This window comes from Pseudokordiimonas caeni, assembly GCF_026719705.1.
In the GTDB taxonomy this organism is placed as follows: domain Bacteria; phylum Pseudomonadota; class Alphaproteobacteria; order Sphingomonadales; family Kordiimonadaceae; genus Gimibacter; species Gimibacter caeni.
Map to the genome: position 1 here is coordinate 128,235 of NZ_JAPPRR010000002.1, position 23,256 is coordinate 151,490.

23 protein-coding genes are annotated in these 23,256 nt (G+C 62.5%); 10 read left to right on the plus strand and 13 right to left on the minus strand.

The features are described 5' to 3' along the window. Window positions 1-20: 20 nt before the first annotated feature. Complete coding sequence (locus tag OU694_RS09265) at window positions 21-983, plus strand: proline iminopeptidase-family hydrolase (protein WP_308910719.1); 963 nt, start codon at window positions 21-23, stop codon at window positions 981-983. Here OU694_RS09265 and OU694_RS09270 read toward each other — a convergent pair. Both OU694_RS09270 and OU694_RS09275 read right to left on the minus strand, forming a co-directional pair. Beyond that, the gene (locus OU694_RS09270; protein ID WP_308910720.1) at window positions 980-1,543 is read right to left on the minus strand and encodes a NifU family protein; all 564 of its coding nucleotides are present in this window, start codon (window positions 1,541-1,543) and stop codon (window positions 980-982) included. The two genes, OU694_RS09265 and OU694_RS09270, sit on opposite strands and share 4 nt — an antisense overlap. A 61-nt stretch (window positions 1,544-1,604) precedes the next feature. After that, entirely contained in the window at window positions 1,605-2,153 is a 549-nt protein-coding gene (locus OU694_RS09275) for a TetR/AcrR family transcriptional regulator (RefSeq protein ID WP_308910721.1), read from the minus strand. A 266-nt stretch (window positions 2,154-2,419) separates the two neighbouring features. Between OU694_RS09275 and OU694_RS09280 the strand changes: the two genes are divergently transcribed. After that, window positions 2,420-4,534 (plus strand): transglycosylase domain-containing protein, encoded by a 2,115-nt coding sequence (locus tag OU694_RS09280; RefSeq protein WP_308910722.1) that lies wholly within the window; start codon window positions 2,420-2,422, stop codon window positions 4,532-4,534. Here the strand turns inward: OU694_RS09280 and OU694_RS09285 are convergent. From OU694_RS09285 to OU694_RS09295, 3 genes are read right to left on the minus strand one after another with little or no spacing between them, the layout of a single operon-like run. After that, window positions 4,514-5,284 (minus strand): M48 family metallopeptidase, encoded by a 771-nt coding sequence (locus OU694_RS09285; protein WP_308910723.1) that lies wholly within the window; start codon window positions 5,282-5,284, stop codon window positions 4,514-4,516. The genes OU694_RS09280 and OU694_RS09285 overlap by 21 nt on opposite strands. A 10-nt stretch (window positions 5,285-5,294) precedes the next feature. After that, the gene (locus tag OU694_RS09290; protein ID WP_308910724.1) at window positions 5,295-5,723 is read right to left on the minus strand and encodes a YcgN family cysteine cluster protein; all 429 of its coding nucleotides are present in this window, start codon (window positions 5,721-5,723) and stop codon (window positions 5,295-5,297) included. Then, window positions 5,723-6,334, minus strand: a complete 612-nt coding sequence (locus OU694_RS09295) for an SCO family protein (protein ID WP_308910725.1) — start codon at window positions 6,332-6,334, stop codon at window positions 5,723-5,725. The genes OU694_RS09290 and OU694_RS09295 overlap by 1 nt, the downstream gene beginning before the upstream one ends. 196 nt (window positions 6,335-6,530) lie before the next feature. Between OU694_RS09295 and OU694_RS09300 the strand changes: the two genes are divergently transcribed. From OU694_RS09300 to OU694_RS09315, 4 genes are read left to right on the plus strand one after another with little or no spacing between them, the layout of a single operon-like run. Next, on the plus strand, window positions 6,531-7,091 hold the full coding sequence (locus tag OU694_RS09300; RefSeq protein ID WP_308910726.1) for an ankyrin repeat domain-containing protein: 561 nt from the start codon (window positions 6,531-6,533) through the stop codon (window positions 7,089-7,091). Window positions 7,092-7,135: 44 nt separating this feature from the next. After that, a complete protein-coding gene (locus tag OU694_RS09305; protein ID WP_308910727.1) occupies window positions 7,136-8,086 on the plus strand; it encodes a hypothetical protein in 951 nt (316 codons plus the stop codon). Continuing rightward, window positions 8,073-9,380: an ActS/PrrB/RegB family redox-sensitive histidine kinase gene (locus OU694_RS09310; protein WP_308910728.1), complete on the plus strand. Its 1,308-nt coding sequence runs from the start codon at window positions 8,073-8,075 to the stop codon at window positions 9,378-9,380. Before OU694_RS09305 ends, OU694_RS09310 begins: the two co-directional genes overlap by 14 nt. Further along, window positions 9,377-9,907, plus strand: a complete 531-nt coding sequence (locus tag OU694_RS09315) for an ActR/PrrA/RegA family redox response regulator transcription factor (protein WP_308910729.1) — start codon at window positions 9,377-9,379, stop codon at window positions 9,905-9,907. The genes OU694_RS09310 and OU694_RS09315 overlap by 4 nt, the downstream gene beginning before the upstream one ends. 6 nt (window positions 9,908-9,913) lie before the next feature. Here the strand turns inward: OU694_RS09315 and OU694_RS09320 are convergent, their stop codons facing one another. Both OU694_RS09320 and OU694_RS09325 read right to left on the minus strand, forming a co-directional pair. Then, window positions 9,914-11,146 carry an EAL domain-containing protein gene (locus tag OU694_RS09320; RefSeq protein ID WP_308910730.1) on the minus strand — a complete coding sequence of 411 codons (1,233 nt, stop codon included), beginning with the start codon at window positions 11,144-11,146 and terminating at the stop codon, window positions 9,914-9,916. A gap of 40 nt (window positions 11,147-11,186) precedes the next feature. Further along, window positions 11,187-11,975: a transglutaminase-like cysteine peptidase gene (locus OU694_RS09325; RefSeq protein WP_308910731.1), complete on the minus strand. Its 789-nt coding sequence runs from the start codon at window positions 11,973-11,975 to the stop codon at window positions 11,187-11,189. Between the two features lie 109 nt (window positions 11,976-12,084). Between OU694_RS09325 and OU694_RS09330 the strand changes: the two genes are divergently transcribed. Beyond that, entirely contained in the window at window positions 12,085-14,151 is a 2,067-nt protein-coding gene (locus tag OU694_RS09330) for an HD domain-containing phosphohydrolase (RefSeq protein WP_308910732.1), read from the plus strand. Here OU694_RS09330 and OU694_RS09335 read toward each other — a convergent pair. Further along, window positions 14,148-14,537: an Hpt domain-containing protein gene (locus OU694_RS09335; protein WP_308910733.1), complete on the minus strand. Its 390-nt coding sequence runs from the start codon at window positions 14,535-14,537 to the stop codon at window positions 14,148-14,150. The two genes, OU694_RS09330 and OU694_RS09335, sit on opposite strands and share 4 nt — an antisense overlap. Window positions 14,538-14,653: 116 nt before the next feature. Here OU694_RS09335 and OU694_RS09340 point away from each other — a divergent pair, with 116 nt between their 5' ends. Beyond that, complete coding sequence (locus tag OU694_RS09340; RefSeq protein ID WP_373460310.1) at window positions 14,654-14,878, plus strand: DUF3126 family protein; 225 nt, start codon at window positions 14,654-14,656, stop codon at window positions 14,876-14,878. Here OU694_RS09340 and OU694_RS09345 read toward each other — a convergent pair. The 4 genes from OU694_RS09345 to OU694_RS09360 form a co-directional block, all read right to left on the minus strand. After that, a complete protein-coding gene (locus tag OU694_RS09345; protein WP_308910735.1) occupies window positions 14,875-15,708 on the minus strand; it encodes a substrate-binding periplasmic protein in 834 nt (277 codons plus the stop codon). The two genes, OU694_RS09340 and OU694_RS09345, sit on opposite strands and share 4 nt — an antisense overlap. Continuing rightward, complete coding sequence (locus OU694_RS09350) at window positions 15,680-16,213, minus strand: hypothetical protein (protein WP_308910736.1); 534 nt, start codon at window positions 16,211-16,213, stop codon at window positions 15,680-15,682. Before OU694_RS09350 ends, OU694_RS09345 begins: the two co-directional genes overlap by 29 nt. A gap of 127 nt (window positions 16,214-16,340) precedes the next feature. After that, entirely contained in the window at window positions 16,341-16,901 is a 561-nt protein-coding gene (locus OU694_RS09355) for a cytochrome b (protein ID WP_308910737.1), read from the minus strand. 17 nt (window positions 16,902-16,918) lie between these two features. Continuing rightward, window positions 16,919-19,006, minus strand: coding sequence for a TonB-dependent receptor domain-containing protein (locus tag OU694_RS09360; protein ID WP_308910738.1), 2,088 nt, complete (start codon window positions 19,004-19,006; stop codon window positions 16,919-16,921). A 190-nt stretch (window positions 19,007-19,196) separates the two neighbouring features. Here OU694_RS09360 and OU694_RS09365 point away from each other — a divergent pair, with 190 nt between their 5' ends. Next, on the plus strand, window positions 19,197-20,240 hold the full coding sequence (locus tag OU694_RS09365) for a DUF6607 family protein (RefSeq protein WP_308910739.1): 1,044 nt from the start codon (window positions 19,197-19,199) through the stop codon (window positions 20,238-20,240). A 151-nt stretch (window positions 20,241-20,391) separates the two neighbouring features. Then, window positions 20,392-21,378 (plus strand): glucokinase, encoded by a 987-nt coding sequence (gene glk, locus OU694_RS09370; RefSeq protein ID WP_308910740.1) that lies wholly within the window; start codon window positions 20,392-20,394, stop codon window positions 21,376-21,378. Between the two features lie 314 nt (window positions 21,379-21,692). On the opposite strand, the gene OU694_RS09375 is transcribed toward glk, so the two are convergent. After that, window positions 21,693-23,204 (minus strand): tryptophan halogenase family protein, encoded by a 1,512-nt coding sequence (locus OU694_RS09375; RefSeq protein ID WP_308910741.1) that lies wholly within the window; start codon window positions 23,202-23,204, stop codon window positions 21,693-21,695. Between the last annotated feature and the right edge of the window lie 52 nt (window positions 23,205-23,256).

Here is a 23,256-nt window from a genome sequence, read left to right on the forward strand (position 1 = left end):
ACCCGGAAGGAGAGACAATCGTGAGCAGGTTCATCAAGATATTCATCTGGGCGCTCGCGCTGGCGCTTTCCTTTGGCACGCCCCCCGTTTCGGCGCATACGGACCCCGAGATCGCAGGCTATATCCCGGTCGATGGCGGGCGCATCTGGTACCGCCTGAACGGGGCGCGTCATCTTGGCAAGAAGCCGGCGATCATCGTGATGCACGGCGGCCCGGGCGGCACCCATCGGGGTAACATGCCCTATGTGAAACTTTCGGATACCTATCCCGTCATTCTTTATGACCAGCTCGATACCGGCAATTCCGACCGGCCGGGGGACCGAGCCAGATGGACAGTCGAGCATTTCGTGAGCGAGATCGATGCGATCCGCCGCGCGCTTGACCTCAAGGAAGTGATCATCGCCGGGCACAGCTGGGGCGGTACGCTCGCGGCCGAATATGCGGTCCGGAACCCTGATGGCCTGAAGGCCGCCATTCTGTCGAGCCCGCTTTTGAATACCCGGCAATGGATCGCCGATAACCGCGAATGGATCGAGGCCATGCCGGAAAAGGAACGCACCGCGATCATCACCCATGAAGAAGCCGGCACGACGGATCACCCGGACTACCGGGCCGCCGAGGAAGCCTTTTATGCGCGTCACATGTGCCGCCAATCGCCATGCCCGAACGCCGACGACCGTGCCGGCGGGCCGGCGAAAAACAATGATGTTTATGAATATATGTGGGGGCCGACCGAGTTTTTCGCACCCGGCACGCTCAGGGATTATGACGTGACAGCACGCCTCCCCGATATTCGGGTACCCGCACTGGTGATCTGCGGCGAGTTTGACGAAGCGGCACCCAAATCATGCCGAAAATATACCGGCATGATCAAAGGTGGCGCCTATCACACGATCCCCGATGCCGGCCACTCGACCATGAGGGAGAACGAAGCGCTGTATCTGGAAACGGTCCGTGCGTTTCTGGCAAGTGTCAGCGATTAGAGATCGACGGCGCGGACGTCGATAACTTCCGGCACGTAATATTTCAGCAGATTCTCGATCCCGTTTTTTAGCGTGATCGTGCTGCTGGGGCAGCCCGAGCAGGCACCCTGCATCTGCAGGTAAACCACACCTTCCTTGAAGCCGTGATAAACGATGTCGCCGCCATCCTGCGCCACGGCGGGGCGGATCTTTTCGTCCAGGAGCTGGCGGATCTGCGCGATGATCTCGGCGTCTTCCTCAGCGTCGCCCTGCCCGCCCATTGACGCGAGATAGGCGGGATCGATGACCGGCGCGCCAGACGCGAAGAAGGTCATGAGCGTGCCAAGCACGGCAGGCTTCACAACCGACCAGTCGCTTTCGGTCGCTTTCGTCACAGTCACGAAATCATAGCCGACAAAAACCCCGCGCACATCGGCAAGGCCAAAGAGGGCAGTCGCGAGCGGCGAGCCCTTGGCCGCATCCACATCCGTGAAATTGGCGGTGCCTTCATCCATCAGCATGCGACCGGGCAGGAATTTCAGCGTGTCCGGATTGGGCGTGGCTTCGGTTTCGATAAACATGACGAATTCCTTCAGGATTGTTCGCCCCTCATGTGGCCCCGCGCGCGGCAAAGGTCAAGGGTTAAAGTCCGCCTCGCAGGGATGTGAGCGCCCCTTCAAGCGGTGCGCGGCTGCCTTCCACCCGGCACAGGACAAGGGCCCCCTCGATCCGCTCCAGCGTCTGGCGGGCTGTATCGCGGGCAGCGGCGGCCGGTTTGCCTGCCGCTTCATAGACGCCAGCCAGCGCCTGTTCCCACGCCGCCACGCCCCCGGCGACAATAGCGCCGAAAAGGCCGCGACCTTCGCCAACCAGAAGGCTGTTCATCAACGAGCCCGGAATATCGCCCTCATAGAGTCGCGCCACGCCGTCAAGACTCTGGCCCAGCCGCTCGACCGGGCTTGCGGTTGAGTGTAAGGGCGCGATCACCAGCGTTTGCAGCCGCGCCCCGGCCCGCGCCAGCACGGCGGCGGCCATGTCGCGCTTGCCATTCGGAAAATGATGATAAAGGCTCGCCTTCGAGAGACCGGCTGCCTTCGCGAGCAATGAAAGGCTGGCGCCTTCGTACCCGTAAGCCTCGAACACCGGGGTCAGCCGGTCCGCGAGCCCCGCCTTCGATAATTGCGCCTTCATTATCTGCCTCCCTGCTCGGTTTGGCGCATCCTAGCACGAGTGATTCACGTGAAACAGACCGAACGTTCGGTCACACCAACATCGCATTTCAGTCAGCATTGTAGCGGAATGTGGCGCCCCGCCCACAAGATGCCGCAATCGCGGGGCAAGGTGCCCTCGCCTGCCGACCCGGCCTTTGCAATCCGGGCCGGTTGGGGGTAGGAACAAACAAGGTATAGAGTGGGGCGGTGGCTATCGGCATCGTCCGCAATCCAATCGGCAGAAGCATGGCAGGCGATCAGGACGGCAAGGCAAAACGGGCAAGCGGCGCGAAGCGGTCGGCGGGAGCATCCCGCGCGAACGGACGACGCGGCGATGCACCCGCATCCAAAGCCACCGAGGCGCCGAAACCCAAGGCAAGCGCCCCGGCGAAAAAGCCCGCTGCATCCAAAAAGCCGCCCGCCCGCCCGCGGGGGCCGGTCAAAAAACGCTCCGTTCTCGGCCATATCGTCTATGCCGGCGCCGTCCTCGGCGTGTGGGCGCTTATCGCAGGCATGATCATCTTCGCCTATTTCGCGCACGACCTGCCCGATCTTGACAACCTGCCGGACCCTGGCGCCAACGATCCGGCGGTCGTCGTGAAGGCCGCGGGCGGCGAAACGCTCGTCCGTTCCGGCCCGTTGCATGGCGACTGGCTGATGTTCGATGAAATCCCCGACGCCATGGTCTGGGCGATCCTGTCGATCGAGGACCGCTATTTCTTCGATCACGGCGGGATTGACGGGCGCGGCCTTGCGCGCGCCGCCGCCACCAACATCCGTTCGGGCGGTGTACGCGCGGGTGGCAGCACCATCACCCAGCAGCTTGCCAAGAATATGTTCCTCACCAACCAGCGCTCCTTCAAGCGGAAGGCGCAGGAAGCATTGCTCGCCTTCTGGCTGGAGCAGCGCTTCACCAAGGAACAGATCCTGACGCTGTATCTCAACCGCAGCTATTTCGGCGGCGGCGCCTACGGAATCGATGCGGCGGCCCATCGCTTTTTCGACCACGGGGCCCGCAACCTGACGATCTCTGAAGCTGCGATGCTCGCCGGCCTCGTGCAGGCGCCCTCGCGCCTCGCCCCCCACATCAACCCCGAAGGAGCGTGGGATCGCGGCAAGGTCGTCCTCAGCACCATGGCGGAATCAGGCCACCTGCCAGCCGAGACAGCCCGCAAACTGATGAGCCGCCCGCCGAAGGTCGTGAAGGATTCGGTCGGCCCCGACGTGCGTTATTTCACCGATTGGGTGGAAGCCGAAGCCCGGCGCCTCTTGCCCAATGTCGGCAACATCAGCATCACGATCCACACAACGATTGACCTGAAGCTGCAGCGCGCTGCCTCTGCCGCCATCGAGGAAGGCCTCGCCGGTGAAGGGTCCACCGTGAACGCGGGTCAGGGGGCGCTCATAGCACTTGGCCTTGATGGTGCCGTGCGAGCCATGGTTGGCGGCCGCGATTACCGGAAAAGCCAGTATAACCGCGCCGTGCAGGCCGCCCGCCAGCCGGGATCGGCCTTCAAGCTTTTCACTTATCTCGCGGCGTTCGAACGTGGACACAGCCTGAACGAGATCGTCTCCGACCGGCCCATCACCATCGGCAAATGGAGCCCGCGCAACTATACTAACCGTTTCGACGGCGATATCCGCCTGCGCGATGCGCTTGCGAAATCGACCAACACGGTAGCGGTGCGCCTGTCGCAGGAGGCGGGGACACCCTATGTCGCGGCCCTCGCCAACCGCATGGGCATCACCACACAGATCGCGCCGCACCCGAGCCTTGCGCTCGGCACCGAGGAAGTGAAACTGATCGACCTCGCCAATGCTTACCGCACGGTGGCGAGCGGCGGCATGGCGGCTTCGCCTTATGGCATTGTCGAAATCACCGAACTCGGCGGCAGGGTGCTGTACCGCCAGCCGCCCATGTCGATGCGGCAGGCAATTTCCTATGAAGTTGCCGCCACCATGACCGAAGGCCTGCAAGGGGTGATCGAATATGGCTCAGGCCGCGCCGCGAAGCTTGACCGCCCCGCCGCCGGCAAGACAGGCACCACGCAGGACAGCCGTGACGCACTGTTCGTCGGCTTCACGAGCGATCTCGCGACCGCCGTGTGGGTCGGGAACGACAGTTTCGCGCCGATGAAGGATGTAACCGGGGGCCGCCTGCCCGCGCGCATCTGGGGCACCTTCATGAAGAAAGCCAGCGAAGGCACGCCAGTGCGGCCGCTGCTGGCCGATGCCGGGCTTTATATCGCCTCGGCCCAGTCCATGGCAGCCGACGATACGAACAAACCAGCCGAGAAAGAGGATGGCTGGCAGAAAACCAAGAAAAGCCTGTGGGAGCGGCTATTCGGCAGCCGCGACTGAAGGTTCGTCCTCGGGAGCGCCGTCCAGCCGCACCGCCATGAGGGCAGCCCCTTCCTGCCGCAGCCAGCGACGGGATTCACCCCAGTTCGGCACCAGCCGTGCCACATGCGCCCAGAATGCCGGGGAATGGTTCATTTCCAGAAGGTGTGCCACTTCATGCGCAGCGACATAATCAAGAATATGGCGAGGCGCGAGGACAAGCCGCCAGCTGAAGCGCAGCGTGCCGGTCGAGGAACAGCTACCCCAGCGGCTTGACATGTCGCCGACCGAAACCCGGCCATACTCGACACCAAGATTGGCCGCATGCTGCCTGACGCAAACCTCTAGATCGGCCTTGGCTTCCGCCTTCAGCCAGCGCGACAGGCGTGCAGGTGCCTGGTCCGCCGGGCCGCCAACATGGATTGCACCGTCCGCCACCTTCACCTGCCGGGGGCTGATCCCGGTGAAGTGCAGTGCGTGATCTTTCCCGCGAAAGGGCAGGAGGCCACCGTGTGCAAGGCTCGGGACACCGGCATGGTTTTGCCGTTCGTTCAGCAGCCAGCCGGCATGCTTCGCGGCAAAACGCTCGACCGTCGCGCCCTTCGCGCCCTTCGGCACCGTCACCCTTGCACTGTCGGTGCGGGCATCATAGCGCAGCACCATGCGCCGCGCCGTCGCGTGCGTCCGCACCGCAACCCGCATCGTGCCGCCATCCGGCAAAGCGACGCTCAGTTCATCTGGCAGCGGGGTTTCAAGCAGGCGACCGAACATCCCTGTCTCCTCACGCCGGCCAGCTGACGATATGGTCTTCGAAGTCACCCGCCACGCGCTCGTCAACCGCGCGACCGGCGACCGTCTGGCCTGCCTTCAGCGTGCTTGTCGGATCACCCGTCACCAGCGGATGCCAGTCCGGCAGGTCCTTGCCTTCGGCGAGCAGCCGGTAGGCGCAGGTGGACGGCATCCAGGCGAAGCTTTCTATATTCTGCGCCGTCAGCACCGTGCAATTGGCGACATAACGCTTGCGTTCGGGATAGCGCTTGCAGCGCGCCGTCGTCAGGTCAAGCATCCGGCAGGCGACATCCGTATAGTGGATCTCGCCCGTGTCCTCGTCTTCGAGCTTGTGCAGGCAGCATTTGCCGCAGCCGTCACACAGACTTTCCCATTCGGCCTGCGAAAGAGCGGCTAGCGGCTTGTCGCGCCAGAATGCCATCAGGACGCTTTCTCAAGGAGCGGCTTCAGGCCTTCCTCAATGCTTTCCGGCGTATCGCGCGAGGTGAAGAGACGCTCATACTGGCCGTCCTTGCCCATCAGGAAGATGACCGACAGGTGATCCATCAGATAGCCCATGGCGCTGCCGGTATCGACCTTGCGGTAATAGACCCGGTATCCCTTGGCGAGTTCGGCAATGGCTTCCGGCGTGCCAGTCAGGCCAATGAGGCGTGGGTGGAACTGCGGCACATAGCCCGCCAGTTCTTCCGGGCTGTCGCGTTCGGGGTCCACGCTGATGAAAATGGGCTGGATCGGTGTGGTGTCGTAGCCCTCTTCTTCCAAATTCAGAAGGGCCGATGTCAGCTTCTGCAGTTCGAGCGGGCAAACATCGGGGCAGGCGCTGTAGCCAAAATAGACAAGCATGTAGCGGCCCCGGAAATCCGTGTCCGAAACAGTTGTGCCCGTATGGGTCGTCAGCGTGAAGGCACCACCCGGTGTGGCAGCGCCAAGATCGGTTTTTGCCGGCTCCGGGGCGCCGGTAAGGAGCCGCACGCCGATCAGAACGACCAGCACGGCAACGAGGGCCCAGGCAACAAGACGAATGATTTTCATGGCAAGCTCCGTAACAATCCGGCAACAATCCCGTGAACAGCGCGGACTGTCGGCTGGTCGGGACTTGAGAATCCAGTCCTTATATAGAAAGATGGGGCCGCAATGTCACGGGGGCGCCATCACAAACGGCCTGCTATCCCCGAAAAAACGGCGGCACGCCCCCCGCGCGCGCCGGAAAACTGACGATGGAGTTAACATGAAGATTCTCGCCCGACTGGGGCTTGTCCTGTTTATGTCGCTTTTCGCGGCGAACCAAGCCGCCCATGCCATGAGCGACCAGTTCGAACTTTTGAAAGCTGTTGAAAGCAACGATATCGCCAAGCTGACCGAGCTCCTCAACAAGGGTGTTTCGCCCAACACGCGCCAGCGCACCAGCGGTCAGCCGGCCATCCTGATCGCCGCCCGCAAGGGCAATATGGTGATCATGAAGATGCTTCTGGACCATCAGGCCAATCCGGACATGACCGACCGTGGCGGCAGCGAGACGGCGCTGATGGTGCGCGCAACCACCGGCGACGCCGAGGGGATCAAGATGCTGCTGGATGCCGGCGCGGATATCAACCGCACGGATGCGAGCCTCGAGACCGCGCTGACCAAAGCGGTGCGCAACCGTCAGTTCCGCGCTGCCCAGATCCTGATCGCGAACAATGCCAACCCCAATGTGCAGGACGTTACCGGCAAGTCGGCGCTCGACTATGCCAAGGAACGGCGCAACAGCCGGATGATCCGCCTTCTGGAAGACGCCGGGGCACGCTGACCCCGGCCAACCAGCCCCACAAGCCGCTTCGGAGCAAGCCCCGGATGACCGTCGCCGAAAGCATCGCCAACTGGAGCTTTCTCCTGATCGCCGCCCTGCTCGTCGATCTGGCGCTTGGGGGCCGGCGCCTGCTTGGCCGCCTGCCCGGGCCGGATCATCTTCTCTATGGCCTTGTCTCCGCCATTGCCGCCCGGCTCGACAGGCCGGGGCGAGGCGACGGGACCAATATGGCGCGGGGCCTTCTGATGATCGCGGTTCTCGCGCCGGCCCTCGCGGGCCTCGGGCATCTTGTCGACCGCGTGGCTTTTGACGGCCGTATCGGCAGCCTGCTGGCGCTCGTGCTTCTCGTCCTCACCATCGGCCAACGCGCAGTGTGGGACCTGACCCGTGCCATCGGCAAGGCGCTCGGCGATGGCACGCATCGAGCAGACGAAAACCGTTATGGTGCGGCGCGCTGGGCGCTCGAGCGGCTCGTGCTGCGGTTCGCCGATGGCCTTGTGGTCAATGCCGTCATCCTGATGATCGGCGGCTTCACGCTGCTGTTGCCTTTCCGGCTGATCGCCGTGACCGTCTCGACCGGCGCGCCATCGGGCCTCTTGCGCCCCAAGGGTGCCTTTCAGCGCGGGGCAGTGATCCTGCATGAGATTGCAGCCCTACCCGGCACGCTGATCGCCGGGCTGGTGGTCGCCACCGCCCAATTTTTCGCGCCGCACGGCTCAGCTCGCACCTTCCGTGGTTTCGCGCCGGGCAAAGGACCGTATCTCATGTCCCGTGCGCTGCCGATGGGGGTGCTTGCCTACGGCCTTGGCCTCAATTTCAAAAGCGATACAGACCTGCGCGATGACGCGGCACTTTGGTTCGGCCCGGCGGACGGCCGGGCGCGGCTCGGGCCTGCCGACATTCGCCGCTGTCAGCTTGTCGCGATTGCAGCAACGCTGATCGCCTTCCTTCTGCTGATCGCCCTTCTTGCCGGAGCCCTGCATGCCAGCAGCTGACAATTCAAGCGACGGCCTGATCGCGCCCCTCAGCACCGGTGGCTCGGTGCGCCTTGGCAGCCTTGTCCAGATTCGCTGGATGGCTGTTGTCGGGCAGTTCGCAAGCATTCTGGTCGTCAATTTCTGGCTGGGGTTCGATCTGCCACTGCTGGCGACGCTTTTGCTGATCGGCCTTTCCGCCTTCGTCAATGTGGCCGTCGGCGTCGGGCGCGATGCCAATACCCGCATCAGCGACGGCGAAGCCGCCCTGCAACTGGGGTTTGATCTTGTCGTCCTCGCCCTGCTGCTGTTCCTGACCGGCGGGCTTGCCAACCCGTTCTCGGTGCTGCTTCTGGCCCCGACGAGCGTTTCGGCATCGGTCCTTCGGGCCCGCAGCACGGTCGCGCTGCTCGCCCTCGCACTTGCCGCCGTCACCGGGCTCGCCTTTACGCCCTACCCGCTGCCGTTCGGTGTGAATGGCTATACGCTTGATCCCCTGCATCTGGCGGGCGCCTGGGTTGCCCTGTCCTTCGCCATGATCTTTCTCGCGGCCTATACGGGCCATCTGGCACGCGAGAGCCGGTCGCGCGCCGATGCGCTGGCGGCGAGCCATATTGCGCTTGAACGCGAGCAGCGCCTTTCTGCCCTTGGGACCCTGGCCGCTGCCGCCGCCCATGAGCTGGGCACGCCGCTTGGCACCATTTACCTCACCGCGCACGACCTGAAAGACACCTGCCCCGAAGACAATCCGGCGCTTGCCGATATCGAGCTGATCATTTCCGAAACCGCACGCTGCCGCGAAATCCTCGCCGAGCTTGGCGCCAGCCGTCAGGGGACGGTTGACCATTTCGCGCAGCAAAGCCTGGAGGCGATCCTGCGCGAAGCTGCAGCCCCCCATGAGCATCGCGGCATTCATATAAGGTTTGAACCCGTGGGCGAGGTGCCGCAGATGGCGCGGAGTGCGGAGGCCATCCATGCCTTCCGCAATATCATCGAAAATGCCACGGGATATGCCACCAGCGAGGTCACCATCCGTTTCGGGTCGGACGGTGGCCAGACGCTGGTGACGATCGGCGATGACGGGCCGGGTTTCGATCCAGCCATTGTGCGCGACCTCGGGGAGCCGTATGTAACGACACGCGAGATCGAAGCCGGACGCGACGGCGGCATGGGGCTTGGGCTGTTCATCGCCCGCACGCTCCTGGAACGCACGGGCGCACGGGTGAGCTTCGGCACGAGTCCCGAAGGCGGTGCCGAGATCGGCATCATCTGGACCGCACCGCCGAAGACGCCAGGGGAAGGAGACACCAGATGACCACAAACGACCGCAGCCTGCTGATCGTGGAGGACGACCGCGCCTTCCGCACCCGCCTGCAACTGAGCATGGAGCGGCGCGGCTTCGCCGTGGCGGCAGCTGAAAGCCTTGAGGAAGGCCAGCGTCTGGCCAGCGAAAACCCACCCGCCTTTGCCGTCCTCGACATGCGGCTGACCGATGGCAACGGCGTCGATCTGGTGCCCCTGCTGCGCGAGCTCAATCCCGCCATGCGGATCGTCATCCTCACCGGTTACGGCAATATCGCCAGCGCCGTGGCCGCTGTGAAGGCGGGCGCTGTGGATTATCTTGCAAAGCCCGCAAGCGCGGAAGAAATCGAAGCGGCCCTCATGGCCATTCGCGAAGCACCGCCGCCGCCCGACAATCCGATGTCCGCCGACCGAGTGAAGTGGGAGCATATCCAGCGCGTGTATGAGCTGTGCAACCGCAATGTCTCGGAAACCGCCCGGCGGCTTGGCATGCACCGCCGCACGCTGCAGCGGATTCTCGCCAAGAAATCACCCCAGTAAGATGGATCAGATCGTGGCCGGTGCCACGGCCTTGCCCTGGAAGAGCGTCACGCCCTGCTTGGTTGCAACGTCGAGGTCCCCGACGTCATCGACCCCGTCCATGATCACCCGTGCCTTGCCGACAGAATCGATAAGATAGGCAACCGCCTTCTTGACCGGGGTTTCCCACCAGCCGGGCACATCACCGGCCGGGCAGCGCACCTTGAAGAACTCGACCGGCACATTGCCGGGCTGGAACCAGGCGAGGCCTTCGGCGCCGACATCGGAAAGCGCGAGGCGGAAGCCGCGTTCGCGGGCAAAATCGCAAGCCTTGTTGAATTCGACCGGCCGTTCGACCGCATCCTTCACCGAAAATTCGAGCACGACCTTGGCGCGCGACAGGCCGCCAAGCGACCGTTCGAACATTTCAAAGCCCTTGCTGTTCACCGCATGGCTTGTCACCCGCACCATCGAGGCGAGCGAATGTTCATTCGCCATGTTCGGACCGCTTGCCAGCAGGCGTTCGGTCACAAAATCCTCGATATAGCCGGCAAGCCAGCGATCCCCGCGCAACTGCACGCCAGCAAGAAGGGTTTCGGTGATTACCGAGAAGGGGATCGAGCGGTGAACCATCACCGGCGTTTGCGGCGCACCGGGCATCACAGCCACGATGCCCTGCTTGCGGACAAGGCCGCTGACGTCGGCGCCGTGCAAGGCCTTGGTAAGAACCACGAACAATTCCGGGTCCAGTGATTTGACCACGACCTGCTTGTCCGGGCGATCGACCGGCACAAGGGATATCTTCTTGGCAGCGATCCCCGCCGGTTTGGGATTGGCAAGTGCGAGTTCTTCGCGCACCAGTTCGTCCATCTGCGCCTTGAAGGTGGCCCCGTCGGTATCGAGGTTGTACCAGCCGACGAACATGTCGCTTTTGCCGGGGGCGGGGTTCAGCCCCTGAATGATGTCGGAATCCTTCAGATCCTTCCGCGCCTTGACGAGATAGGCCTCGATCTCGACATCGTCGATCCCGCGGGCGGTGAATACGATGTCGCCGAGCCCTGCCATCGTCTGGTGCAGCACACCGGGACGCGACAGGAGGGGCTTCAATGTTGCAGCAAGCGCGCGACGGAAATAGCTGTCCCTGAAGTGCCGCTCGAGCCCCGAAAGGCGAATATGCACAGCGCGCCGTCCGTCGGGGTGAGCAACGGCATTGGCGACAAAATCGGTAAACTGTTTCAGGGCTTTGGGATCAACCGCCATTATAGTTTTTCTCAAAATTCTGGAAACGAAAGAACCAGACTCAGGACCGGGCGCGGCGTCGCTGGTGAAGCCACCAGCCGGTTTCATTGATCGAATAAACCGGCCGGTAATGCAATATCTTTTGCTGCGGCAACACGGCATCCACCTGATTGTCGAGAATGAATACATCCGATCCGAGTGTGACCGCGAGAACTGCGTGTGCAATTCGCAGATTTTCGTCCTGCACGATCACGAGCCGCATCGATGCCGGATCGAAGCCCAGCCGCTTGAGCGTCACATATTTGCTGATCGCATAATCCTCGCAGTCGCCGTCTTTCAGGAAAAATTCGCGAGGGGTCGCCCAATAATCCGGCACACCCCAGTTTTCGGGATCGATGATATAGGGGGTGCGGTTCATGTAATCATTGACCGCCTTCAGCTTTTCCATCGGCGATCTTTGCTGCGCCTCGGCCACCAGATTTTCCCAGGATTCCCGCCCGCAGGTGAGCCGCTTGTCGCGGCCGCAGGCCTCGGAATCCTGCACGCCATGTTTCATTGCAGCATCCGCCCGGCCGATTTCATTCCGGTCAGCAGCACTCCGGCGCCACATGTCGCTCCATTTGGTGAAGGCGCTCAGATCCTTCGAGGCAATCTCTGTGCTGCCGAAAAGGCCCGGCACGGCCTTGGCCGGCTCGACAGCGGCGGGCGCTGCCGTCTTCATCGGTGCTGGCTGCGCTGTCACCGGGCGGGAAACGGGCGGCGCAGTCGCGGGCACAGACAAGGCCATACCCGCGTCCGGGGGCGGCGCCAGCCATATGCAGAAAACGATCGACTGGATAAGCGACGCCATCTGGCCCCTCAAAACAATTGTACCGATTCCCATTCTGATTCAACATAGTCGCCGTTTCAACCGGCAGCTAGCATTGCTGTCGGAACCGGTGAGTGACGAGGGGGCAGGAATGCAGACGATGGATCAGGGAAAAACCGGCTGGTGGATTGGCGGCGGGCTTGTGGCGCTGGCGCTGGTTGTCGGGTTTCTGCTGATCAACAGCTTTGCCGATGCCCGCGAGGCGGAAGATATGGGCCGCTGGCGCGACCGGATGGAAATCGTCGCCGACAGCCGCGCCGCCGATGCATCCGCCTGGCTCAACCGCTATCTCGCACAGGTCGAAGAAATCGCTGCCGACCCGACGGTCGAGCTTTATGCAGCGGGCCTGATGGGGATAGACGACCCGGCCGTTGTCGAGGCGCAGCGCAATTATGTGCTGAACTATCTGTCGGCGGAGGCCGACCGTAGCGGCTTCCACGAGCAACGCGCGCTGGACCCGGTCAACGCCAATGTGAAACGCCCGCAGCGGGCCGGCCTCGGTCTTCTGTCCGTCAATGGCGGCGCACCGCTGGTGGCAACCCGGGGTATGCCGTCGCTTGCCGGCCACGACTGGCGCGAGGGCCGCACCGGCAGCTTCATCGCGCTCGGCCCCCAGCTTGAAGACAAGACACCGCTTGTGCTGTTCGCGGCCCCCGTGAAAGCGCCCGAAGGGGCGGCCGCCAGGTTAACCGCCGCATGGGTCATCGGCGCCCGGCCGCTTGACGAAGATTTTCTCGCGACCCTCAAGCAACCCGGGGATGCCACTCGCACGGCGGAAACCTATCTCGCCATGCCAGCGGGCGCGAACGGGCCCGATACGGTGATCTCACTGACCCCGCTTGCCGGCGGTGGCCGCGTTGGCGAGGTGCGCCGTGACGCGGCCGCGAGCTTCGCCATCGCCACCCCCGGCGGCTTTGCCACCCTCGCGGGCTACACAGGCGAGAAGGTTCTGGTCACCGGGCGCGAGCTGACCGCCCCCGTGCCCTGGATACTGGTGCACACGATCAGCGCGTCGGAAGCCATGGCCGATATCGAGGCCCGCCGGACGAGCCTTGAAATCACCCTTGGCATCACCGGCATCGCGCTTCTTGTCGTCCTTGTACTCGTGTGGCGTTACGGCGTTTCGCAGCGCCTGATGGCGGCCTATCGCACGCAAGCAGCGCTGAGCACCGAAAACGAGCTTCTGAGCCAGTTCCTGCAACATGTGAGCGACGCGCAGCCGACCGCCATCGCAGCCCTTGCCGACGACGGCACCGTGCGTTTCGTGAACCGGGGCATGACGACGCTTGTGGGGCTCGACCGCGACGACATGATCGACCGCCAGTTTCTGCCCGTGTTCAACCGCGACACCGCGCGCATTCTGGGTGACGGCATCACCCATGCGCTCGCCGGCGACAGTTCGCAGGCGCTTGTCACCCACACGCTGGGCGGCGAACCACGCCACTTTCAGGTCGACTTCGTGGCCGTAGACGACAGTTCGCAGGGCACGTCAACCCTTGTCGTCATGCAGGATATCACCGACCTGATCCGCGCCCACGAACGCAGCGAAGCCTTGCTTGGCCAGTTGATCGGCGTGCTGACCAACATCATCGATTCCCGCGATCCCTTCAGCCGTCATCATTCGGCGCGGGTCGCCAAAGTCGCCGAAGCCATCGGCGCCGAGCTTGGCTGGGATGACGTACGCCTGAAGGCCGTCTCCATCGCCGGCAGGCTCGTCAATATCGGCAAGATTTTTGTGCCGATTTCGGTGCTGACGAAGGAAAGCCCGCTTGATGCCGCAGAACTGGCGCTGGTGCGTGACAGCATCCGCAAAGGCGCAGCCCTCCTGAAGGACCTCGATTTCGAGGGGCCTGTCTATCGCAGCCTTGCCGAACTGCAGGCCCATATGGACGGCAGCGGCGAACCCGCCGGCCTTTCTGGCGATGCCATCGAGCCGGCGGCTCGCGTGCTGGCCGTCGCCAACGCCTTCATCGCCATGGTTTCGGCGCGCGCCCACCGGGGCGGCCTCGGGTTCGACAAGGCGATGACCCTGCTGATGGAAGAAGCGGGCAAGCGCTATGATCGCAAGGCCGTGGCAGCGCTTCAGAATGTCCTTGAAAACAAGGGCGGCCGCGAGGACTGGGCCGGCTTCGGGGAAGTGCCCGGTAGCGACGCCTAGTATCCTGCCAGTACCTGCAGCCGCGCCAGCAGGCGTTCGCCCTCGGGGCCGCCGTCGCCGGGCATCGGCGTGTCGATAATCCGGATGATCGCATCCACATGCGCCTTCACCACATCGGTGCGGAAATCCGGTGTGGGGCCGACATATTTGATATAGCGGCAAAGATTGTCTGCCACATCGGTCAGCAGCGAGAAGCCGAAAGTGGAGCCGATGCCCTTCAGATTGTGGCTGTGTTCAAAGATGCGGGCGGCAGCCTCCCGGCCGCGCGTATCCAGTTCATCACTGCAGCGCGCCAATGTGCGTGCGCTTTCCGAAACGAATGCCATGAATTCGGCGATGATCTGAGGGTCGAGGGGCGGCTGGTCCCCTACTCGTCCATATTCCATGTTTGCCTCGCATCGACCCCGCCCGCCATAATGAAAGATTTTCACAAGCTTGCCACGCTTTTTCTTGCATCCGCGCACCGGGCTTCGATACATGGACACACTGCCAGCCAAAAAGGATGCCGCCCGTGAACGCGAAAGAGACCACCCGCCTGCAAGCCTATCTGCGCGACCTGTTTCAGTCGGAGGGAATCGTCCTCAAACGCCGTCCGAACGTTTCCGATTCGGTCGAGGTGATGCTGGACGATGAATTCATCGGGGTTGTGTACCGCGACGAGGATGAAGGCGAGGTTTCCTACCAGTTCCAGATGGCCATCATTGAGGAAGACCTGCCAGACGCCTAATCGGCGACTGCGAACGGGTCCTCGATCATCACTGGAAAGGTGCGATAAAGCGCCTGCCCGCCGAAGCGTTCAAGCAGCTTCGGCCATTCATCGCTGGCCTGAAACCGTTCGATGGCATCGTTGACGGCTGAAAGATCGTCCGCCGTGAAATCCCGGCGCGACAACGAAAGCACCAGCGGCACCCGGTTTAGCGCGCGCGGCAGGAAACTGTAGCGCCCCTTCAGACCTGCCTGATTGAACTGCCAGCTCGCGCTGATGGCATTCACCACCGCAATATCCACCCGGTTGGAGAGCAGCATGTTCAGGCTGGCGAGATTGCTGTTCATGCGCATCATCAGGATACCCGGGACAGCATCAATCGCCGGATAGCTGAACCCGATGCGGCCCGCCACAGGATGACCGGCGAGGGCTTCGGGGCTTTCGATCCGATATTGTCCCTCTTCACCCGTCCGCACGATGAGCGCCGCATATTCGGTGATGATGGTGCGCGTGAGCCAGCCGTTGAGCGCCCGTTCGGGCGTCGGGAATGTATCGAGGATGATGGCATTCCGCGGCTCCATCTCCGGGTCCTGGATCCGGTAGAGCCGCCCTTCCGGCACATTGCCGACAACCTGCAGGTCCCAGCCAAGCTCGCGGATGACATGCGCCGCCGTCTCGCCAACCACTCCCTGCAGTTCTCCCTTTTCGGAAACGCTGACGAACGGCGGGTTGTGCCGCGCATAGACCGTCACTTCGCGCGGCAAGGACTGGTGGTCCGGCTCGGACGCCGTTGCTGTCGCCGGGCCGGCAAGGAGGCCGAGGCTAATGATGAGACGTGATGACAACCGCATGCAGAAGGATACCGCAGATGATATCTTCCTCGCGGCTGTAGGGAACATAAAGGCCGCAAGCCTCATAATACGGGCGACCAGGGAGGATGCGCGGCACACGAACCGCCACAGGGCGACGAACCCGCCGGATGAACCGGATGACCTCGCGGAAGCGCCGGTCGGCATCGGCATTGACCGCCTGCAGGCTGACCTCGCCACGCTTGAGCCCGTATCGGCTCGACAACTCCTCACCCACAATTGTGGCATTGGCCGTGAAATCTCCGTCATCTTCAAACCGAACGTCTATCATGGCGATGTTCGGCAAGGCCACCGCAAAATCCTGCGGATGGATGGCACTGCGCGGCACCACGCCATCAACAAACCGGGTGACACGGTCAAGGACCCGATCAAGCACGAACCGTGCCTGCGGATGCAGATCAAGGGCCGGTCGCAGGGGAGCGCCTTCCGAAACAAGTTCGACCGGCTCAAAGGGGGAAAACTGACGTGCTGACGACGGGGCGGACATGGCCTTCCTCATCTCTGGAAACACGGGCAGTCGAGACCAGAAATGAGAATAGCACAAAATTCATATGGTTAATATCATATTAACCATATACTGCACGCCCTGCAATGGACGCCAACATTATGGCAGATCAGGACTTTTTAGAAAACCACATGCGCCGGAGTGTGGCATCCTTCTGCACAAATGCGTGATAAAGGGCCGCAACTATATGCAAGCCCACAAGGACCATGAGTGCAATCCATGCCCCTTCGTGGATTTCCTCATAAAGATGATGCAGGTCCATATCGCGCTCGAAGGGCGACGGGATTTCGAACAGCCCGAAGAAGGGCACCGGCGTGGCGGTCGTGAGGATGGACATCATTCCTGCCCCGATCAGCACGAACACATTCAGGTACAGAAGATGATGCATGCCGTGGGCGATTTTGGCCTGCAGGGGTGTCGTGGTTTCGAGATCGGCGGGGCGGCCGGACCGCACCCGCCAGCCAAGGCGAACGACCATGAGGAAGAGCAGCAGGAGCCCGGTGGACGCGTGCATGTTGCGCAGCGCCGTTTTTTCGTCCCCGCGCGGCAGATCGGAAAAATAGAGGCCAACGATGCTGAGGCCGAGGATCAGGAGCACTGCAATCCAGTGCAGGCCCTTGGCCGTGGCGTTATAGGATGTAACCTGCGTACCCTGCTGTTCTTCGGTCATTCAATCCCCCCGGATTTTCAGAAGCTCCCGCTCCAGCCGACGCGGACCTTGGCATTGCGGCCAGGATCAACCACGCCGGCGAAGACGCGCTCGACCTCTGTATCAAACAGGTTGTCGACGCGAAGATCAATACGCAGTCCTTCCAGCGCGCCCTTTGGCGCCCAGTTGAAGAAAATATCGACAGATTCGTAAGCGGCCCGCGCATCTGCGGGATCTGCCACCTTGTCGAACTTGCCGGCGATATCGAGGCGCGTGCCGATGCGGGCGTCGATTTCAGGCAGTTTCAGCTCGCCCGTCATCAACAGGCGATTCGGGGCAAGGATGCCGACATAGTCGCCGGTCTTCAGATCCTTGCCGTCGATCGTGCTGTAGGCAGCGACGATCCGGAAGCGGGGATGATCGTAGGAACCTTCAAGCTCGATCCCGTCCAGCCGGGCTTCGCTTGTGTTGACATTGCGGCTGGTGCCGGCGTTGCAGCCGCCGGGCATGCCGGGGATGAAGCAGCCGGGCGAAAAGGCGAAATTGACCTCAAGGTCGATCAGGTCTTTCACATCCGAGCGGAACCAGCCACCTTTCAGCGTCAGCCGGTCGTCAGTCGTGAACAGGTTCGCCTGATCGACACCAGCGCCAAATTCCCAGCCCTTCGAACGTTCAGGCGCCAGATCAGGGTTCGGGATGAAATAGTTGGGTGCCACCACCCCCGGCATCAGCGGAATTTCAAAGTGCAGGTCGTCAGCGAAAATCTCGTTGAAGGAGGGGGCGCGGAAGGCCTCGCCATACTGGCCATAGATCATGAAGCCCTCAACCGGTTCCCAGGTCACACCGATCTTCGGCGAGGTCGCCTTGTCGGACGGGCGCTCGGCTGTGCCGATGGCTTCATTCTTGAAATGGTCGTAACGCACCGCCGGGATGATCAGGAAATCGCCGATAGCCGTCGAGGTGGCGATTTCAGCCTGCGCAAACAGACCCAAGGTTTTGGCCTTGGCGTCCGGCACGCCGCCGCGGGTGCCGTCGGCCGTTGTGTTGTCTGTACCCGTCTGCTTGTCTTCGTAATATTCGCCGCCATAGGTGAAGGTGACAGACGCGGATTCGCCGAGCTTGAAGCGGCTGCGGTTATCGAGTGCCACGCTGTGGGTCGTCACGCTGCGGCCGATTTCGCGGGCGCTATCCAGTTCGGCTTCATCCACCCGCGCCTTGTTCACATAAGCGACGAGCGAGGCATCGACAAAACGGTTATCAACCGGCGCCAGATGCAGGTTGGCGCGGTAGGTATCGGACCGCACCTTCTTGTCCACAAGGTCGCCCGTATTGTTGCCAAGGCCGTTGTTGGGCTCGATGGCATCGTTGCGGTAGCCGACCCAGCCGAAGCTGGCCGTCAGGGCTTCCGACACCTTCACCGTGCCCTTCAGGAGCCCGGAGCCGATATCATCGTCTGATGGCAGCGTATTACCGTCGCCGAGCTTGATGTCACCCGAGCCACGCTTGGTGAGGCTGGCCACACCATCAAACTTGCCGTCCGACGAGCGGCCGAAAAGTGTGGCGCTGCCCATCCATTCGTCATTGCCGTCCTGATAGCCGGCGGCGAGCCGGTAGCCTGCCGTTTCGCCGTCCTTTAAAAGATCGGCCGCATCAACCGTGCGGAAGGCGAGCACGCCACCGACAGCGCCCGAGCCATAAAGGGCCGAGCCACCGCCTCGCACCACTTCGGCCGATTTCAGCAGGTCAGGTTCGATGAAGAAGCGACCGTCGTGGCCGGAAAGGAAATTCTGGCGCACGCCATCGAAAAGGACAACCACACCCTCGCCCGCCTGACCGCGGATCGCCGGGGTCTCGCCGTTGCGGCGCGGGCCGCCGTCGAACATCAGGCCGGGAACGGTCGCGAAAATGTCGGAAATGCTGGAAGCCACCATGTCGTCGATCTCGGCCTTGTTCACCACACTCACCGAGCCCGGCACCGTGAAGGCAGGCATCGGGTTGCGGGTGGCGACAATGCTGATTTCCGTCATGTCCGCCGCGCCGCCGCCTTCGGCAGCCATCACGGGGGTCGCACATGCAGCCACGCCTGCCAGCAGTGCCAGCCGGGTGGTCCTCATCCGGTTCGTCATTCTCTAAACCTTTCTTCCCTGGACCGGCCGTCGGGTATTGCACCTCGCTGATTGCCGGCTATAATTTGCAAACGATTCGCATTTGCGTGATACCTCGTCTAATCCTGCTCAAATAATATTGCAAGTAAGAATCATTATGATTAAAAGCTTTCGAGAATCCCGACCGAACGAGAATGCGAGGACCAGAACCATGAAACGCACACCCTTCACCTGCCTGACGCTGGCCGCCGCCCTGATGCTGGGCGCCTGCGCGGGCACGGGCAGCCAGTCAGCCACGGCACCGACCGTGGCTGCTGCGCCGGTCGCTGACATTGCCGCCGACCGCGCCGCCATCAAGGCGATGGCGGGCGACTACAAGGTCACCTTTCATTTCATCGAATCCGCCGCTTTCGTGGAGGGCTACGACCTGAAAGAGCCGAAGAAATCCGGCGCCTATGAGGTCGTCCGCGTGATCGAGGAACGGCCCGATTTCATCAGCCTGCAGCACATCCTTGTAGTGGGCGACGGCAAGGAAATGCCTTTCATGCCGGTGAAGCACTGGCGGCAGGACTGGACCTATGAGCCCAGGGAAATCCCCGACTATATCGGTGCCAACACCTGGGTGCGTCGTGACCTGAGCCCGGCTGAGGCCAAAGGCAAATGGTCGCAAGTCGTTTATCAGGTGGATGATGCCCCGCGCTACGCGGGTCTTGCCGCATGGAGCCATGAACACGGCGAGCATTCGTGGGCATCGAACCGCAGCTGGCGACCCCTGCCCCGCCGCGACGCCACCACGCGCAGCGACTATCACGCCATTGCCGCCGTCAACCGCCATGCCATCACGCCGACCGGCTGGGTGCATGAACAGGATAACCAGAAGCTGATCCTCACCGGCAGCAAGCCGCAGGTGCTGGCCCATGAAGTGGGCATCAACACCTACAAGCATTTCGACGGCATCGACGTGACGATTGCCACCGACTATCTTGAAAAGACCGAGCCCTTCTGGGCGCTCATTCGCGCCGAATGGACGAAGCTGGAGCGCGACCATCCGAAATTCGGTCTGACGATCCAGGGCGAGCCGATGGAAATGTACATGCCGATCCTCGGCATCGCCGGTGACGTGGCGGATGGCAAGCGCGCCCCCAAAGAGGCCGCCAAGGAAGCCATCGATGTGCTGAAATCCTATGTCACCCTGAGCCCCGGCACGGTGCGCGAACGCCTCGCTGCCGACAGTGCCGAGGCCACACAGGACTAACCCGGAGACCCGCCCCTAGGGGTTTCCGGAACGGCCGGGGAGGTCCGACTTCCCCGGCCGTTTGCGTGTCTTAATTGACAGCGCTGTCAATGGCCCGTAAAACCATTGCAGAAAAGTTTCAGCACGTTTGTCCAGAATTGAAGGCCGCCAGATGGGAATGAAACCCGCGCCCCTAAATCGTCCGCTTGTCGTCGCCGATATCGGTGGCACCAACGGCCGCTTCGCATTGGCGTCCACAGACACCCGGACGGGCGGTATCCGGCTTGATGGCATCCAGCGCTATGCCTGCCGCGAATTCCCGAGCCTTGCCGTGATGCTGGGCGCCTATCTTGAAACACTTGGGCAGGACGACCGGCCCTCGGAAGCGCATCTCGCACTTGCCGGCCCCGTGCGCGCCACCGGCGGCCGCATCACCAACCTCGATTGGACGATTGACGCCGAAAGCGTGGAACGCGACACCGGCCTCGGCACTGTCTCCTTCCTGAATGATTTCGCCGCCCTCGCCCACGCCGTGCCGTGGCTTGGCGACAGTGAAAGCATGGTCATCCGCGAAGGCCGCAGTGAAAAGGGTGCGCCGATCAGCGTGGTTGGCCCCGGCACCGGTTTCGGCGTGGCGATCCTGATGCCGACGAACGGCAACTGGACTGTGGTGCCCACCGAAGGCGGCCATATCGGCTTCAGCCCCAGCGATGACCGCGAGCAGGCGCTTGTCCGCTTCCTGCAGCCCGATGCGGTGCATGTGTCGGTCGAACTGCTGATGTCCGGCCGCGGCCTCACCCGCATCTACCGCTTCCTCAGCCGCGAGGCAACGGGATCGGTTGTCGAGCTCTCGGCGGCAGACATCAGCGCGGCCGCCGAAGCCGGCACCGACCCGCTGGCGGTGGAAACCGTCCGCATGTTCCTTGATATCCTGGCGCGCACGGCAGGCGACATGGCGCTGGCCCACGGCGCGCGCGGCGGCGTGATGATTGGCGGCGGCATCCTGCCGAAGCTTGCCCATTTCATCGACCGCGACCGTTTCGCCAAGCTTTTCAGCGAAAAGGGCCCGGTCACCGATTATCTGACCCCGATCCCGGTCCGCCTCATCACCACCGATGCGGCAGCGCTGATCGGGGCCGCACTGGCGTCCCCGGCCTGAGGGCCCGGGCGGAGACCAAAAAAAACCACGGGACAATGACTGCCCGTGGTTTTGAGGGTCCCCAATGTAAGCTGGAACTGACGTCCGCCGAGGCGGGGCCGGTTCGAAACTTAAGGCTTCGCGCACGATTCGCCGCGAAACCTGTGCAAACGGTAGCTGATTTTATGCAAAAATCAAGCCAATTTTCATGTTTTTGCATAATTAGTTTGAATCGGCGCTGACCTAGAGATTGCGGTAAATGTTTATTTATAAATAGTTATGGCGCCGGTCCAGAACCGGACCAGCGATCTAGCTTGTCATATTTTTGCAAAAAATCAGGCGGCGGAAGCGACAAGACGGGCAACAGCCTCGCGGTGGCCGGGCAGGCGCGCCACATTGGCATCGATAATCTGTCGCAGGTCCGCGAGATATTGCCCCAGTTGCTCGTCTGAGAGCTTGTCGGCGAGCGGCGTGAAGCTTTCCGGCATCAATCCCTGTCCCACCATCACCTGCAGCCAGGCGACTTCGGAAAACAGCTCGTTGTTCTCGCGGAAAATGCGCCCGGTCTGCCGGAACAGATCCAGCCGATGGGTCAGGCTTTCGGGCACTGCCATCTCGCGACACGCTGTCCAGAAGGCGGTGTCGGTGCGACGGTTGAGATGATAGTGCAGGATGATGAAATCGCGCACGCGTTCATATTCGAACCCCACCTGCGCGTTATACTCGGCGATATTGGCGGCGGCGAAATTCAGATCCGGGAACATCTGCACCAGCCGCACGATGCTGGTCTGGATCAGGTGGATGCTGGTCGATTCGAGGGGCTCCAGAAAGCCCGAAGACAGCCCTACAGACACGCAATTCTTTTCCCAGAATTTGGCCCGCCGCCCGGTGCGGAAGCGGATGGTGCGAGGGTCCGCGAGCGGCTTGCCCTCCAAATTACCCATCAGGGTCGCCGTCGCTTCATCCTCGCTGATGTGACTGCTTGAAAACACATGGCCGTTGCCGGCACGGTGCTGCAGCGGAATGCGCCACTGCCAGCCCGCCTTGTGGGCGATGGACTGGGTATAAGGCCGAAGGCGCGGCCCGTTCTCGGCCGGCACCGCGACGGCGCGGTCGCACGGCAGCCAATGGGTCCAGTCCTCATACCCAACCCCGAGTGCTTCACCGATCAGAAGTGCGCGGAAACCCGAACAATCGATGAAAAGGTCGCCCTCGATAGTCTCGCCGGACTTCAGCGTCACTGACCGGATGAAGCCGTTTTCGCCGTCGCGGTTGACGCCCGTGATCATGCCTTCGATGCGCTTCACCCCGCCCGCTTCGCTGCCTTGCCGCAGAAAGCGGGCATAGAGGCCGGCATCGAAATGATAGGCCTCGACAATGCCTTCAAGGGGCGAATTGGGGATGCGGTCAAGCCGGGCGTAGCGGTCGCGCGATGCCGCCTGATAATTGAAGCTGTAATCCCACAGGCTGCCGGCATCCGCCTTCCCAGCCTGCCGGGCGCGCAGCCAGAAATTATGGAAGGGCGTGAGGCCAAGCGGGCGGCCGATGGTGCCGAAGGCATGCATGTAACGGTCGCCAAGTCCGCCCCAGTTTTCAAACTCAATCCCGAGCTTGAAGGTGCCGCCGGTGGCCTTCACGAAGTCGGCTTCATTCATGCCGATGGCCTGATTGAAAACCTGGATGGGCGGGATTGTGGCCTCACCCACACCCACGGTGCCGATCTCGTCGGATTCGATGAGCGTGATGGAAAGCCCGGCGCCCAGCACCTTCGTCAGCAGCGCCGCGCTCATCCAGCCGGCCGTGCCGCCGCCCACAATCACCACCCGCCTGATCCGCATATCCTGCATCGGTTCCCGTCCCTCTGTTCGCTGAGGCTAGAAAGAAAAGCCCCCACCGGCA